The organism is Bradyrhizobium sp. 61, assembly GCF_023073075.1.
Taxonomy (GTDB): Bacteria; Pseudomonadota; Alphaproteobacteria; order Rhizobiales; family Xanthobacteraceae; genus Bradyrhizobium; species Bradyrhizobium barranii.
Genome location: NZ_JADPIU010000067.1, coordinates 30,563 through 46,072, shown reverse-complemented (window position 1 = coordinate 46,072; position 15,510 = coordinate 30,563). Strand labels below are relative to the sequence as shown.

The following is a 15,510-nucleotide window of genomic DNA, read 5'->3' as shown; positions in this document are numbered from 1 at the left end:
TCTGTTGATTGTTGATGAGTGATGATCAGGCGGCGTCTGATGGCGGCAGGCGCTCGGCTTCGTACTCACCGGCGACGAGCAGTCGCCGCAGCAGTTTGCCGACCGGCGATTTGGGAATGGCGTCGACGAAGACGTAGCGGCGCGGCCGCTTGAAATTGGCAAGGCCCGTGGTCCGGCAGAACTGCTCCAGCTCGACGTCCGACACGGGGCGATTGCGCTTGACGAAGGCGGCGACGACCTTGCCCCATTTCTCGTCGGCAACGCCGACCACCGCGACCTCGTCGACCGCGGGATGCAGCGACAGGCAGCTCTCGATCTCGACCGGCGAGACGTTCTCACCGCCGGTGATGATCATGTCATCGACGCGGCCGGTGACGAACAGATCGCCGTCGGGATCAACGAAGCCGGTATCTCCCGTAAAGTACCAGCCCTCGCGGAGCGACTTGGCGTCGGCTTCAGGGCGGCGCCAGTAACCCTCGAAGGCCTCGTCGCCGGCCAGCGTCGCGATAATCTCGCCCTCCTCACCGACCGCGGCAAGCTCCGCGACCGACTTCGCTCCGATGCGCACGACCTTGACGTGCTGGTTCAGCCCCGCCTTGCCGGCTGAGCCGGGCTTTGCGGCGGCGTTCTGGTCGATCGTAAAGGTGTAGATCTCCGAGCTGCCGTAGTGATTGACGAACAACTCTGGCTTGAACGCCTCGTTCAGCTTCTTGAGAAGGCCGTCGGTCATCGAGGCGCCGGCAAAGCCGAGCTTGCGGACGCTGGAGACATCGGTTTTGGAGAAGGCCTCGTGATGAACGAGGTCGTGATAGAGCGTGGGGACCAGATAGAGGTTGGTGATCTCCTGCTTCTCGATCAGCGCCAGCGCCTGACGGCTGTCATAGCGCGGCAGGCAGATGAAAGTGCCGCCGATCAGCGACATCGCCAGCAGCGAGCGGACGCCCATGGTGTGGTAGAGCGGCATCACGCCGAGCGTGCGCTCGCCGCGGCCGTAGAGATTTTGCGCGACATGGGCGATCGCCGCGGCGCGTTCGGCGCGATGCCGCCGCGGCACGCCCTTCGGCCGCGAGGTCGTGCCCGACGTGTAGAGCATGATCGACCAGGCATCGGTGCCGACACGCGGCTCGGCGTCCGGCGCGCTGTCCTTGATCAGATCGGCAAAGCTGGTGGCCTCCCCCGTCCCGGGATCGACGGAAACACGCAGCAGCTTGCCTGCCAACCCCGAGCCCTGCACCGCCTCGGCAGAGATATCCTGATAGACAATCGCGCAGGCTTCGGCATTCTCGATGCAGTAATCGAGCTCGTCGGCCTTGGCGCGCCAGTTGATCGGCGTGATCACGAGGCCTGCGAACTGGCAGGCCCAGTGCAGCGTCGCCGCCTCCCAGCGGTTTTGCAGCAGCGTGACGACGTGATCGCCGGGCTTGAGGCCAAGGCGGTCGAACGATGCCACGAGCGCGGAGATCTTGCCGTACCATTGCCGGTAGGTCAGGCGCAGATCACCGTCGACAAGCGCAATCGCATGGGGATCGCGCGCGGCGCTGGCGATGAAGCTGCTGGCGAGATCAAGCATCGGACGTCTCTTTTTTGGATGAAGCGAGTTCGGCGGCGGCTTCGAGCGCCGCCTGGATGATCGGTGTGTAGCCGGTGCAGCGGCAGATATGCCCGCTGAGGAGGTCGCGGATCTCGGCCTCGGTCGGCGCCGGGTTCCTGGCGAGATAGTGGTCGAGCGACATCAAAATGCCGGCGGTGCAGAAGCCGCACTGGAGCGCGTGGTTGCGGCGGAACGCCTGCTGCAGCACGCCGAGCCGATCCGCCGACGGCGCGAGCCCTTCGACGGTCCTGAGTTCGCAACCATCGACCTGCGCCGCGAGCGTCAGGCAGGACCGCGTCAGCATGCCATCGACGACAACAGTGCAGGCGCCGCAGACGCCGTGCTCGCAGCCGACATGGGTGCCGGTCGCTCCCAGCTGGTGGCGCAGGAAATCGGAGAGCAGCATGCGCGGCTCCGCCTCGCCCTCGACCGGCTTGCCGTTGAGCGAGAAACGGACGGCATGGCGCTGATCTGCCTTGAGACGGGTCATTGCAGCACCTCGCCGATCAGATCGCGACCGATCATGCGCACGAGGTCGCGCCGGTAGCGCGCGGTTGCGTGGACGTCGTCGCGGGCACCAAGTTCGTAGGCAAAGGCATTGAGGGCATCGTCGAGCGCGCTGCCCTCCAGCCGCGGCCAGTCGCGCACGGTCGGAACGTCGGCGACGCCGCCAACGGCGATACGCACGCCCGTCGGTGTCTTCATCGCCGCGCAGGCGACAATGGCGAAATCGCCATGGCGTCGCGCGACCTCGCGGAAGGCGAAGCGCGATCCCTTGACGGCGGGCAGCGAGATTCCTTCGATCAGTTCGTCATCGGCGCGAGCGGTCAGCATCATGCCGGCGAAGAAGTCCTTGGCGGCAACGCGCCGCCGCCGCTTGGCGCTGCGCAGCAACACCTCGCCGCCGAGCGCAACCAGCGTCAGCGGCATCTCGGCGCTGGGATCGGCGTGCGCGAGCGAGCCGCAGATGGTGCCTCGGCTGCGGGTCTGCAAGTGCCCGACCCAAGGCAGCGCCAGCGCGACAAGCGGCAGCGCCTCGGCAAGGTCAGGCCATGCCAGGAGGTCGGCCTGGCGCACGCCGGCGCCGATGATGACGGCATCGGTCTTCCGCTCGATCTGGCGCAGCTCCCTGATGCGCATGATGTCGATCAGCAGTTTTGGCTTGGCGAGGCGCATGTTGAGCATCGCCATCAGCGACTGCCCGCCCGCGAGCACGCGCGCATCGCCACCCTGCTGCGCGAGGCCTTCGAGGACCTCGCCGACGGTTTCGGCGCGGAGATAGTCGAATGCGGGCGGCTTCATCGGCGCCCCCCGAACAGGCTCGCCACCTTTGCCAGCAGCGCGAACAGCGAGAAGCCGCCACCCTCCGCACCACCACCGCCAGCCTTGCGGGCCAGTGCGGTGAAGAACTGGCCGATGATGACGCGCGTGGCGCCGTCGAGCAGGCGACCGCCGATGCTCGCGACCTTGCCGCCGATCGCGGCGTCGTAGCTGTAGACCAGCTTTGTGCCGCCATTGCCGTCGGGCGCGAGCGTGATCCGCCCCTCGGCGTTGCCGAAGCCGAGTGCGCCGGTCGCACCGCCACGCAGTGTGACCGCGCGTGGCGGATCGAGATCGAACAGCTCGACATCCGCGCGATAACGCCCGCTGACCGGGCCGATGCCGAGCGTGACGTCGGCGCGGAAATGCGTGTCGGTGATCTTGTCGACGCGCTGGCAGCCAGGAATGACCGATTGCAGGGTGGCGGGATCGAGCAGCATCGCCCAGACCTGCTCGGGCGGCCCCTTTACCGAGGCCTGTCCCTCACCGCGCAGCCGCCGGTCGCCCTCGCGCACAGGCGCAGCAGTCGCGCCGCCCGCGGGAGGCGGCGGTTCGGCACCGCGCACCAGCTCCGCAAGCCGCGCCGGCACCAGCGGCAAGGTGATGTCGGCAACGCCCAGCGCGTCCGCGACTGCATTGGCGAGGCAGACGGGTGTGGACATGCAATTGCCCTCACCGACGCCTTTTGCGCCGAGCGGCGTGAACGGCGACGGCGTCTCCATGTGGATGATCTGCGGCTCCGGCACCTCGGTGGTGGTCGGCAGCAGATAGTCGGCGAGCGTTCCCGTCAGGAAACTGCCGTCCTCAGCGTAGGCATATTCCTCGTAGAGCGCAGCGCCGAGCGCCTGGGTAAAGCCGCCGCGGATCTGGCCGTTGACCATGCCGGGATGCAGGATGGTGCCGCAGTCGTGCATGGTGACGTAGCGATCGATTCGCGTCTCCAGCGTCGTCGGATCGATCTCGACGCCGCAGAAATCGAAGATGAAGCCGTGGCAGAGCGAGGAGTTGATGCGGTCGTCCTCGTCGGGCGGCGTCAGCTCCGGCGGCGTCCAGAACACGGTCTCGCGGATGGTCTGGCCGGCATCATCAGGCAGCGAGCCCGGCGACCAATGGCTGAGCGCCGCGACGCGCGGGAACGCGATCCGGTTCTCCGGATTGTGCCTGGAGGCAACGAAGCCTTTCGCAAACACGATGTCGGCGGCTTCGACGTTCAACTGGCTTGCGGCGATGCGGGCGAGCCTGCCGGCGACGCGTTCCGCGGCGATCTTCGCCGTGCCGGCCACGGCTGCTGCGAAGCGGCTGGCGTAATTGCCCGAAGCGATCGACCATGCGTCCTTGGCCGTGTCGATCTCGGTGTTGACCCGGATATCCCTAGGCTGGAGGCCGAAGACGTCGGCGACGACCTGCGACAGCACGGTGCGATGGCCCTGCCCCTGCGGCACGGAGGCGACGTGAACCGTGACGCTGCCGACCGGATCGAGCCCGACGGTCGCGGTTGCCTGCGCGCCGTTCTTGGGACCTGCCTTGCGGCGCTCGGCCGCCGTCAGCACCGTCGTGATGTAGCCCATGTTGGAGACGCTGGGCTCGACCACCGCGGTGAAGCCGATCCCGTAGAGCCGCCCCTGCGCTCGCGCCTCGTCCCGCTTCGCCTTGAGCTCAGCGAGCCTGCCCTGTTCGACTGCGAGCGCAACGGCTTCCTGGTAGTTGCCGGAGTCGAGCAAGGCACCGGTCGCCGTGCGATAGGGAAACGCGCCGGCGTCGATCAGATTGCGCTTGATGACATCGAGCGGATCGAGGCCGAGGCCGATCGCGATCCTCTGAACCAGGCGCTCCAGTGCGAAATAGACCTGCGGGCCGCCAAAGCCGCGGTTGAGACCGGTCGGTGTCTTGTTGGTGACGACGACGCGGTTGCGGATCTTGACGTGGCGGATGTCGTAGGCGCCGGTCAGATTGCCGTGCATGCGGTAGAGCGTAGCAGGCTCAGGCGCGCGCAGATGCGCGCCGCAATCCTCGACCTGGTCCCAGTCCAGCGCGAGGATCTTTCCGTCGGCTGCGACCGCCGCCGACAACGTCGTCGCGCGGTTGGTCGCCGACACCGACGCGGTAAGATGCTCGAGCCGGTCCTCGATCCACTTCACCGGCCGTCCCGTGACGCGCGCGGCCGCCGCGATCAGCACGATGTAGGGAAACACGCCTTGCTTGACGCCAAAGCTGCCGCCGGAATCCGGCGGCGTGCGCAGCCGGAGCCGATTCCCCGGCACTTTTAGCGCGCGCGCAATCACCGTGTGGATGCTGAACGGGCCCTGGAAATTGGCGAGCACCTCATAGGCATCCTCGCCGGCATCGTGCGAGGCGACGACCCCGTAGGTCTCGATCGGCGTGCAGGAATTGCGGGGATAGCGGATGTCGATCGAGAAGCGATGCGGCGCCTCCGCGAAGGCCTTTTCAGGATCGCCGTAGCGGAAATGGCGGTCACTGGCGAGATTGCCGGGAAAGCCATCGTGGAGCACGGGCGCGCCCGGTGCGAGCGTCCCGAGCGGATCGATGACGGCAGCCCGCGGGCGATATTCGACATTGATCAGCTCGGCCGCATCCTCGGCGCGCGCACGGTCAGTTGCGACGACCAAAGCGACCGGTTCGCCGACATAGCGCACGCGGTCCATCGCGATCGGCCAACACTCCACCGGCGCCTTCACGCCCACGACGAGGCTCGTGGTGACGGCCTTGACGTCGCTGCCGGTCAGAACGGCTGCAACGCCCGGCAGACGCTTCGCGGCTTCAACATCGATGGAGAGAATATCGGCATGCGCATGCGGCGAGCGCAGGATCGTCGCGTGTAGCGTGCCGGGCTGGACACCGAGATCGTCGACGAAGCGGCCGCGGCCAGAGAGCAGCGCGGCGTCTTCGACGCGCTCGATCGAACGCCCGACCCACGGCTCATCGCCACTTCCCGGATTTGCGGATTTGACCGCCTGCAACATGTCCCGGCATACCTCCCGACGCGTTCTTTGACGCGACGATGACGTTTGTCAGGACTGGGGGTGCGGGAGCCATACCGCCCGCTCTCACGACTTACCAAATCGTCTCATTCGAGAGCGTGCAGCGCAATATCAGCCCGCAAGACTCAACCCGCGAGACGCGAGACATTGCGAAACTCGCGCGGGCTGACGCCGGCGTGATCGCGGAAGAAACGCGTGAAATGCGCCGGCTCCGGAAACCCAAAGCGCTCGCTGAGCTCGCCGAGCGGTGTGTCCTCGCGCATGACAGCATCGAGCGCGCGCTCCATGCGGACGACGTTGAGATAGAGCTTTGGCGAGACTCCAAGCGAGGTCTCGAACAGGCGGAAGAACTGCGCGCGCGAAAGACCGGCGCCCTTCACGAACTGATCGACGTTGGCATAGGAATCGTGCACGCGCATCGCGTCCATCGCGCGGCGGATGCGCCAATCGCAGCTCACCGCGCTCATGCCGCGGATCGAGGTCGGGAAGCTGCGCCAGGGCGTGAAGCGCTCGATCACCGCGATCATGAGATCCGAGAGCGTCTGCTCGTGGGTCCGCACCGCATCCGGATTCGCCATCATTTCGGCCGCCAGATGCAGCGTGAGCTGACGGATGCGCGGCGACACCTCGCCCGACGGCCGCTCGAAAAAGCCCGGCGCACCGCTGGCCGCCCAGCCGGGACGGAACTCCTTCAGCCATTCCGGCTCGATATAGAGCGCCATGATCAGCGTGCGCGGACGGTTGGCGTCGTGCACATAGGCATGCGGCTTCCAGCCGTCGACGAGCACGGCGGCGGTGTCCGTCAGCGGCGTGACCTGGTCGCCCACAAGAAACTGCGTGTCGGAGCCCTCGACCTTGAGCAGGACGTGGCAGTGATGATGAGCGTGGCGGACCAGCGAACGGTCCATGTCGAGCAGAGCGACCCTGCCGAAAGCGCCATGAGCGATGCGCAGGGCCGTCGACATCAGTTCCTTCCTCCCGGCAGCGTTGCGCTGCAAAATGATTGCTTCATCGGCGCGGCACTATAAGCAGCACCCGCTTCATATTCCAACGGCGCAAACCGACGCAAGTTGCTTCCGAGCGGTAATCCGCTCATGCGCGCGTCTCCGAAAGAAACCGCGCGAGCGCAGCGCTCGGGTCGGCCTGCAAGGCAGTGGCGAGATCAACGTCCTCCTCACCCTTGACGCGAATGCGCTTGAAAGCGAGCTCGGGCGCGTTGACCGGCGCGGTCGCATCGAGACCCATCTTGGCGCTGATGCCGTTGTCGGTGGTCGGATCGAGCTTCGAGCCGAGCGCGCCGGCGACGACCATGAGGTCGCGGTCGGCCTGGAAGCGCGTCGCCACCGCCCATTCGATTTCCTCGGACGAGGAGATGTCGACGTCCTTGTCCACCACGATCACCTGCTTGATGTCGTAATGGGCGCCGAAGGCGCACATCATGATGTTCTTCGGCTCGCCGTCGTTCGCCTTGTCGATCTTGATCGCGAGGTGGTAGCGGCAGGTGCCGCCGCGCGTCAGGCGAACGTCGATCACGCCAGGAAAACTGCGCCGCAGATGCTGGAGCAGCGTCGCTTCGCGCGGCACGCCGCCAAGGATCAGGTGCTCAAAACCGCCGCCCACGATGGTATGGAAGATCGGTTTCGCACGATGCGTGATCGCGTCGACCTCGATCACCTCGCGATTGGCGCGCGGACCATAATATTGGGGGAATTCGCCGAACGGACCTTCCGGTTCGCGCACGCCCTGAAGAATGCGTCCCTCGATGACGATCTCTGCATGAGCGGGCACGCGGACCGAATTGGTGCGGCACTTCACGACGTCGACGGGCGCTCCGAGCAGCGCCCCCGCAATCGCCATCTCGTCCTCGTCAAGCGCGGCGATCGCCTGCGAGGCCAACATCAAGGCCGGATGCGCGCCGATCACGATCGCGATCTCCAGCGCCTGGCCCAGCTCCTCCGCGAGGCGGTAGTAGGAGAAGGTGTGCCGGGGCAGCAGCAGCACGCCGATGCGGTTCTTGCCAGAGATCTGGCAGCGGTGGATCGAGACGTTCTGTATACCGGTCTTCGGGTTGCGCGCGATCAGCAGACCGGCCGTGATGTAGGGGCCGCTGTCGCGCTCATTGTGCTTGGGCACCGGAAGCTGACGGAGCAGATCGACGTCCTCGTGGACGACGTCCTGAACCGGTCCGCTCGCGACCTCATGCGTCGGCAGCGGATGGTTTGCGGCAGCCAGGAACCGTGGCAGCAACTGGTCCTCGGTCACGCCGATGGAATCGGCGACCCAGTCGCGGCCCGCGAAGAGATTGGCGACGACGGGAATTTCATGCCCATCGGGGCGCGGGAAGAGCACCGCGCTGTCGCGCTCCAGCCGCTTGGCGACGGCGGCGAGCTCGTCAGCCAGCCCAATGCCCTCGCGGGCGATCGCGAGCTTGCCGCGCTCGGCGAGAAACGCGAGCCAGGCGCGCAGATCGGCGGGCGCGTTCGCGCCTCTCCTCGCAACATTTTCCATTCGCATACGGGTCATTCCTCAGGTCTTCAGGTCAAGGCGCGATCTTGCGCAGCGGCGGCGAGCGGCGCTTGAGCGCCTCGTCCTCGCCCCAGCGGCGCACAACGCCGATATCGATGTCGAACAGGTCGAGCACACGTCCGACGGTGTGCTCGACCATGTCGTCGAGGTTCTCGGGTTTTGCGTAGAAGGCCGGCACGGGCGGGGCGATGATCGCGCCCATCTCCGACAGGGCCGTCATCGTCCTGAGATGCCCGGTGTGCAGCGGCGTCTCGCGCACCATCAGCACCAGCCGCCGGCGCTCCTTGAGCACGACGTCGGCAGCGCGGGTCAAAAGCGTCGTGGTCACGCCGGAAGCGATCTCGGACATCGAGCGCATCGAGCACGGCGCCACGATCATGCCGGCGGTGCGGAACGAGCCGCTGGAGATCGCCGAGGCCATGTCGTCGATCGCATGGCAGACATTGGCGAGCTCCCTCACCTCCGCGATCTTCAAATCGGTCTCGTAGGCAAAGGTCAGCTCAGCGGTCTTCGACATCACCAGATGCGTCTCGACGCCGGCATTGCGCAGGAGCTGCAGCAGGCGCACGCCATAGGTGACGCCGGAGGCGCCGGAAATGCCGATGATCATCCGCTTGGGTGTGGCGTCCTGCATATTTCTGATTTCGCTCCCAGACGGCGCGGCCCTCGAGGCCTCGCGGTCCGCCACGAGACTAGGCAATCCCACCCATCACTACAAATAATGATTGATTATATCATCTATCATCTGTGATGATGGCCGCGCGCAAGCAACAGCGAACAAAGGACAGCTCCGTGGAAATCAGGCAGATGCAATATTTCCTTTGCCTGGCGGAGGAAAAGAACGTCACCCGCGCCGCGCGCCAGCTCAACATCGTGCAGCCCGCGCTGAGCATGCAGATCGCCAAGCTCGAGGCCGAACTCGGCCAAAAACTGTTCGACCGCAGCGTCCAGGGCATGAATCTGACCAGCGCCGGCGAGGCGCTTGTGCGGCTGACCGCGCCGATCGTGCGCGATGCCGAATATGCGCGGCAGGAGATGGCGCAGCTCGGCGGGCGCATTTCGGGGCGGGTCTCGGTCGGCCTCATCACGTCGGTGGCGCAGAGCACTATGGCCAGTTCGTCGGCGACGGTCGCCAGTCGTTATCCCGAGATCACGCTGTCCGCCTGCGAGGGCTATACCGAGACGCTGGTCGACTGGGTCAACACCGGCCAGCTCGATTTCGCGCTGATCAACGTGCCGCGCCGGAAGACGCCGCTGGCCGCGCATCACATCATGGACGAGGAGATGGTGTTCGCCTGCCGCAAGGACAGCCCGGTCAGGCCACCGGCAAAGCTGCGGTTCGACCACATCGCGAATTTCGACCTCGTGCTGCCGTCCAAGCGCCACGGCCTGCGGCTGATCCTGGATGAGCACGCCGCCGCCGTCGGCATCGACCTGCGGCCGCGGCTCGAGCTCGACACCCTCCCCGCGCTCTGCGACGTGATCGCGACCACCGATTTTGCCACAGTGCTGCCGACCATCGCGCTCCGGCAATCGCTCGCGAGCGGCGCCATCCGGGCGCATCGCTTCGACCAGCAACGGATCGTGCGCTCGATTGCCTGGGTGCATCACCCGCGGCGAGCGGTGTCGGTCGCGGCAAAGGCCGTGCTCGATGTCATCAGCCACGATCTTGCGCAAGCGGCCGCCGTGGCGAGAGAGTTTGTGGAGCTTTTCATTGGCAGCACGACCTCATCGCCCCACAAGGCGCGCAGCAAGACGCGGCGGAAAGCGATCTCTTGAGTGCAGAATTTCTGCTCGGACAAGATGTCGCGCCCACTGCAAAATGAGACGGGTTGGTAAGTTTTGAGACGTGCAGGCATGACGGTCGTAGCGGCCTGCTAACTACGGTCCAGGCGCAGAAAAACGCGACCTGGCGCTCATCCCCGACGACTCCCGTCCCGGATGCTCCCTGGGCTCGCAGAACAAGACACAGTCGGGAGATTCAGTCCGAGATGGCACGGTTCGGTCGCAGCAAGATCACAGATGGCGCCCACCAGCAGAGCGAGGGATTTCGTCCTGACCGGAGGTCGCTGCTCTCGCTCGGTGGTGGCGCCCTGCTCGCAGCAACGGGAATGCGGCATGCAAACGCGCAAGACTATCCGACCCGCCCGGTCCAGGTGCTTGTGCCCTTCGCCGGCGGCAGCGCCAGCGACGTCATCACCCGCATCCTGCTCAACCGCATGTCCACGTCACTCGGGCAGGCCTTCGTGGTCGACAATCGTCCCGGCGCCGGCGGCAATATCGGCACCGCGGCTGCGGCGCATGCCGCACCCGACGGCTACACGCTGCTTATGAGCACCTCCGGTCCGCTGGCCGCGAACAAGTCGCTGTACAAGGAGCTGCCCTATGATCCGCAGAAGGATCTCGTCCCGATCGGCCTGTTCGCGACGTTACCGAATGTCATCGTGATCAATTCGAGGCTGCCACCGAGATCACTGAACGAGCTGATCGACTATGCCAAGGCGCATCCGCGGGAGCTGAACTACGGAACGGTCGGCGTCGGCTCGTCGCAGCATCTGGCGGCCGCCTATTTCGAGCAGCTCACGGGCACCGAGATCACGCACGTTCCCTATCGCAATATCGCCGCCTACACGCCGGACTTCATCGCGGGCCAGGTCCCGCTTGGCTTCCAGCTCTTGCCGAACGTCATCAGCCTGATCAAGAGCGGCGATGCACGCCCGCTCGCGGTGGCCAGCGACAAGCGCATGACGGCGCTGCCGGATGTGCCGACCGCGACGGAGGCCGGCCTCAAGAATTACGAGAGCGCCGCTTGGCTTGCTCTGCTCGCGCCCGCGAGCACAGGCAAGGCCGTGCTCGACAGGCTCTATGCGGCAATGGCGGAAGCCGTGAACGATCCGAAGGTGCGCACCCTCTTCGTCGAGCAAGGCGCCGAGCCCATGGTGATGGACCCACAAGGCCTGAAGGATTTCATGACATCGGAAACGACGAAATGGGCCGCGGTCATCAAGAAGATAGGCATCGAGCCGATGTAACCCCAAGCTTTTGTGCAATTATCAGCATCGTCCGGATGATCCATCCGCGATAGCTCGCCAAAAAAGCGCCTCCAACTTACGCTGCCGTGAAGGGCCGCAGATCCATGTGCCGGTTGACATCCTTATAGAGTAGATAACGGAACCGACCTGGGCCCCCAGCGTAGCACGCCTGCGGACAGAACGCCCGCAGCCACATAAAATCTCCTGCCTCGACCTCGACCCAGTCCTGGTTGAGCCGGTAGACGGCCTTGCCCTCCAGAACGTAAAGACCGTGCTCCATGACATGGGTCTCTGTGAAGGGAATAGATGCGCCCGGCTCGAACGTGACAATATTGATGTGCATGTCATATCGGATATCGGCCGGATCGATGAAGCGCGTGGTCCTCCATCTCCCATCCGTATCTGGCATTAGCGTCGGTGCGACCGAGTCCTCGTTGGTCACGATGACGTCGGGGTGAGCAAGCCCCGGTACGCCCTGATACAGCTTGCGGATCCAATGAAAATGCGCGGGGCTTAAGCTGCGATTGCGAATGCTCCAGCCGCGGCCGGGCGGAAGATAGGCAAAGCCCCCGGGCCGCAGCTCCCGCTCCTTGTCCGCCACCTCGAGGCTCAATTTGCCACCCGCGACGAACAGCGCGCCTTCGGCATCCTTGTCCGGCTCCGGCAGCTCACTTCCCCCACCCGGTGCCACCTCCATAAGATAATGGGAAAATGTCTCGGCGAATCCGGAGAGCGGTCGCGCCAGCACCCAGACACGCGTGTTATCCCAATGCGGCAGATGGCTGACGACGATATCGCGCTGCACACCGCCGGGTATGACCGCATATGCGTTCGTGAAGACCGCCCGGCCGCTCAAGAGCTCCGTCTGGGCCGGATGGCCGCCCTGCGGCACGTGATAGGTTTGCGATCGCATGGTCGTGGCCTCCGATAGGTTTCCCGTGTGGTATGTCATTGCGCGGCTCTGCTTGCCGCGCGTCATTTTCCGAGAATGCTGTCCGTCGCAAGATCGAGCTGCATCATCTCTTCCAGCCAATATTCCTCAAGATTGTCGCCCCCGCCCTTCCGGTCGACGACGAAGAACGGACTGGAGTCTTCCAGAACAAGCAGCGGATGGTGCCAGCAGTTGCGGGCATAGTTTACGCCCTGGTGTCCCGTTGCAGCGAAGGCCCGATAGGTCGAGGCGATATGCGGGTCCGTGCAGACGACGATCAGCCAGTCCTTGCGGTTCAAGGGCATGAACAATTGACTTCCAAGCGGATGGCGCTCCATCAGCCGGATCGCGATCGGCGCAGGCCGGGTGGAGGCGACAAACCAACTGATGTTGATCTGTCCGCCTTCCGCGGTGACGTCGATCGTGGCGAGATCGTTGAAGCGCCGGGCATAGCCTTCGTTGATCGGCAGGGGCGTCAACCCATCCGTATCGACGACATCGCCAAACGGCGCAAATGCCTTCCTCGTTAGAGGCTCAATCGAAAGCGTCAGCATCGCCATATTCCAACCAACACTCGCGTTTCACGCCGTCTGTGCACTCGGGACGGGCTCATCTCCGCCGACGGCATCGACCAGCCCCTCACTTGAGGGATCAATCTCGCCGTTCAGGATACGATGCGCCTTTGCCCTGTCGATGTCGCCTTCCCAGGACGCGACGACGACGGTGGCAACGCAGTTTCCGACATAATTGCCGAGGGCGCGGGCAATGCCGATGAACCAGTCGACCGACAGGATGAGCACAAGGCCAATCGCCGGAATAGCCGGGATAGCGGCAAGCGTCGCGGCGAGCACGACGATGGCCGATCCCGGAACGCCGTGCGCGCCCTTCGAGGTGAGCAACGCGATGCCAAGGATGGCCAGGAGATCGCCTGTCGCAAGCGGCGTGTTGGTCGCCTGTGCGATGAAGACTGCGGCCAGGGTCAAGTAGATGGAGAACGCGTCCAGATTGAACGAGTATCCGGTCGGTATCACCAGACCAACCGTCGACCGCTTGATGCCGAGCGGCTCGAGCTTTCGCATGGTTTGCGGCAGAACGCTGTCACCTGCGGCGGTGCCGAGAACGATCATCAGCTCTTCGCGCAAGTAGGCGAGCAACTTGAACAGGCTGAAGCCGGACAGTCGCATGATTGCGCCGAGCACCACGATCACAAACAGGACCACGGCCAGATAGAACAGGCCGACGAGCCCGCCGAGTTGCTTGAGCGAACCAACACCGTACTTCCCGACCGTGAAGGCGATGGCACCGAAGACGCCGATCGGCGCGAGCCGGACGACGAAATTCATCATCTTGAAGATGATCTCGTTCACGCGCTCGATGAACTCGACGACCGGCTTCGCTCGCTCGCCGCACAAGGACACGGCGCAGCCGAACATGATCGAGACGATCAGCACCTGCAGGACGTCGCCGGAGCCGAAGGCCCCCACAATCGTCGAGGGGATGAGCTTCATCAGGAATTCGGAGACGCCGCCTCCCGCGACCTGAGCCGCGGTCTGGCTGAACCCGCTAAGGGCCTTGGCGTCGAGCGTCTTCGGGTCGATGTTCATTCCTGCGCCCGGCTCGAAATAGTAGGCAAGCCCAATGCCGAACACCAGTGCGACGGTGGTGACGATCTCGAAATACAGGAGAGAGCGGATGCCGACCCTTCCAACCTTCGACAGGTCTCCCGCCGCGGCGATACCGTGCACGACGACGCAGAACACGATCACAGGCACCAGCATCTTAATCAGCTTGATGAAGCCGTCGCCGAGCGGCTTCATCTGAAGGGCGAGGTCGGGATTAGCCATGCCGAGGGCGATGCCAAGCATGAGCGCAATGACGACCTGGAAGAAGAGTGACTTGAAGATCTTGGGCACGGCTTTTCCTCGCTTGGCTGGTCTTCGACTGACGCGGCTTGGTGGGCCTTCGGGCCTCCGCCTATCTTGTTGTTTGGTGGTGACGTGTCGTCGTACGCACAAAGGAGCGCGCTTGCCGTGATCGCGGACCGCGCCCGGCCCGCAGAGGGCTCCGTCGGGCATTCGTTGACCATCGCGGATCTCAAGTCCAATATATAGAACGACACGATTGATAGGTTTTCCAAATGGATCTCCGCCAGCTCCGATATTTCATCGCCGTCGCCGAAGAGCGCAGCTTCACCCTCGCCGCTCGGCGACTGAACCTTTCCCAACCACCGCTGAGCCAGCACATCCAGACGCTGGAGGCCGAGCTCAAGACGCAGCTTCTCCACAGGACCAGCCGCAGGGTCGAACTGACTAAGGCCGGTGAATCCCTGCTGGGCCGAGGTCGCGCCATTCTCCAGCAAATCAAGCTCGCGGAAGACGAAGTTCAGTCGATCGGCGCCGGCCTTATCGGCACGCTTGACGTTGGTGCAACCGGCTCCATTCTGCGCGGTCGGCTGGCGGAACTGCTTGCCGCCTACCGAAAGGTTGCTCCGTCGGTGAAAACCACGGTGCATGAGCAGGCGCCTGCGTTGCAGATCGCAGCACTCCTCAACCGCACGACCAACATTTGTCTCATTCGCAGCGTTCCGACCGAACACGGCCTGACCAGCAAGCTTGCTTGGCGTGAAGAGGTGGTCCTCGCACTGCCGCACGCGCACCCGTTGGCCGGGCGCAAGCGGGTTGCGCTTAGCGAACTAGCATCGGAGGATCACATCGTCCTCGACCCCAATAGCTCGGAGTTCGCACGCTATATCCAGAAATGCTGTGTCGATGCCGGCTTTTTGCCGCGGGTATCCCAGCAGGTCGTCGACGCCCAGTCGATTCCAAGCCTGATCGTGGCGGGCTTCGGCGTGGCACTGGTGCCCCAGTCCATTGCGCGCTTCACGACAGCCGACATTGTATTCCGGCCCATCAGACCCTCGCCACCCTCGGCCGATGTGTTCTTGGTGTTCCGAGAGGATGAGACGTCGATGGTCGTGCGCAATTTCATCAAATTGGCCGTTCGGTACCTAGGCCACCGCAAAAGCCCGAGGCAAGCCTCCTGAAACAGCACGACGGTCGTTGTCGCCGCGGCGGTCGCGTCTGGGTGGCTTCCGGACATCCCGGCGTTGAA

The 15,510-nt window shown here is 64.6% G+C and carries 13 protein-coding genes; 3 read left to right on the top strand and 10 right to left on the bottom strand.

The window, feature by feature from the left end; all coding sequences use genetic code 11:
* Positions 1-25 precede the first annotated feature (25 nt).
* The 7 genes from IVB46_RS24085 to IVB46_RS24055 all read right to left on the bottom strand — a co-directional run bounded on the left by IVB46_RS24085 (position 26) and on the right by IVB46_RS24055 (position 9,070).
* Positions 26-1,570 (bottom strand): AMP-binding protein, encoded by a 1,545-nt coding sequence (locus IVB46_RS24085; protein WP_247314986.1) that lies wholly within the window; start codon positions 1,568-1,570, stop codon positions 26-28.
* Positions 1,563-2,081 carry a (2Fe-2S)-binding protein gene (locus IVB46_RS24080; RefSeq protein ID WP_166093438.1) on the bottom strand — a complete coding sequence of 173 codons (519 nt, stop codon included), beginning with the start codon at positions 2,079-2,081 and terminating at the stop codon, positions 1,563-1,565. Before IVB46_RS24080 ends, IVB46_RS24085 begins: the two co-directional genes overlap by 8 nt.
* Positions 2,078-2,893 carry an FAD binding domain-containing protein gene (locus IVB46_RS24075; RefSeq protein ID WP_247314985.1) on the bottom strand — a complete coding sequence of 272 codons (816 nt, stop codon included), beginning with the start codon at positions 2,891-2,893 and terminating at the stop codon, positions 2,078-2,080. The genes IVB46_RS24080 and IVB46_RS24075 overlap by 4 nt, the downstream gene beginning before the upstream one ends.
* Positions 2,890-5,892: a molybdopterin cofactor-binding domain-containing protein gene (locus IVB46_RS24070; protein ID WP_247314984.1), complete on the bottom strand. Its 3,003-nt coding sequence runs from the start codon at positions 5,890-5,892 to the stop codon at positions 2,890-2,892. Before IVB46_RS24070 ends, IVB46_RS24075 begins: the two co-directional genes overlap by 4 nt.
* Before the next feature lie 143 nt (positions 5,893-6,035).
* Complete coding sequence (locus IVB46_RS24065) at positions 6,036-6,875, bottom strand: helix-turn-helix transcriptional regulator (RefSeq protein ID WP_014496257.1); 840 nt, start codon at positions 6,873-6,875, stop codon at positions 6,036-6,038.
* 127 nt (positions 6,876-7,002) lie between these two features.
* Complete coding sequence (locus IVB46_RS24060) at positions 7,003-8,424, bottom strand: UbiD family decarboxylase (protein ID WP_247315122.1); 1,422 nt, start codon at positions 8,422-8,424, stop codon at positions 7,003-7,005.
* A 25-nt stretch (positions 8,425-8,449) separates the two neighbouring features.
* Positions 8,450-9,070, bottom strand: coding sequence for a UbiX family flavin prenyltransferase (locus IVB46_RS24055; RefSeq protein ID WP_071915243.1), 621 nt, complete (start codon positions 9,068-9,070; stop codon positions 8,450-8,452).
* Between the two features lie 173 nt (positions 9,071-9,243).
* On the opposite strand from IVB46_RS24055, the gene IVB46_RS24050 reads away from it, so the two are divergent.
* Positions 9,244-10,215, top strand: a complete 972-nt coding sequence (locus IVB46_RS24050; protein WP_247343611.1) for a LysR family transcriptional regulator — start codon at positions 9,244-9,246, stop codon at positions 10,213-10,215.
* Between the two features lie 212 nt (positions 10,216-10,427).
* Positions 10,428-11,468 (top strand): tripartite tricarboxylate transporter substrate binding protein, encoded by a 1,041-nt coding sequence (locus IVB46_RS24045; RefSeq protein WP_247314982.1) that lies wholly within the window; start codon positions 10,428-10,430, stop codon positions 11,466-11,468.
* Between the two features lie 76 nt (positions 11,469-11,544).
* Here IVB46_RS24045 and IVB46_RS24040 read toward each other — a convergent pair whose 3' ends face one another.
* From IVB46_RS24040 to dctA, 3 genes are all read right to left on the bottom strand, one after another.
* Positions 11,545-12,381 (bottom strand): bifunctional allantoicase/(S)-ureidoglycine aminohydrolase, encoded by an 837-nt coding sequence (locus IVB46_RS24040; RefSeq protein ID WP_247314981.1) that lies wholly within the window; start codon positions 12,379-12,381, stop codon positions 11,545-11,547.
* Between the two features lie 62 nt (positions 12,382-12,443).
* A complete protein-coding gene (locus tag IVB46_RS24035) occupies positions 12,444-12,953 on the bottom strand; it encodes an ureidoglycolate lyase (RefSeq protein ID WP_247314980.1) in 510 nt (169 codons plus the stop codon).
* Positions 12,954-12,980: 27 nt separating this feature from the next.
* Positions 12,981-14,312, bottom strand: coding sequence for a C4-dicarboxylate transporter DctA (gene dctA / locus IVB46_RS24030; RefSeq protein ID WP_247343608.1), 1,332 nt, complete (start codon positions 14,310-14,312; stop codon positions 12,981-12,983).
* A 224-nt stretch (positions 14,313-14,536) separates the two neighbouring features.
* On the opposite strand from dctA, the gene IVB46_RS24025 reads away from it, so the two are divergent.
* Entirely contained in the window at positions 14,537-15,442 is a 906-nt protein-coding gene (locus IVB46_RS24025; RefSeq protein WP_247343605.1) for a LysR substrate-binding domain-containing protein, read from the top strand.
* Positions 15,443-15,510: the final 68 nt, after the last annotated feature.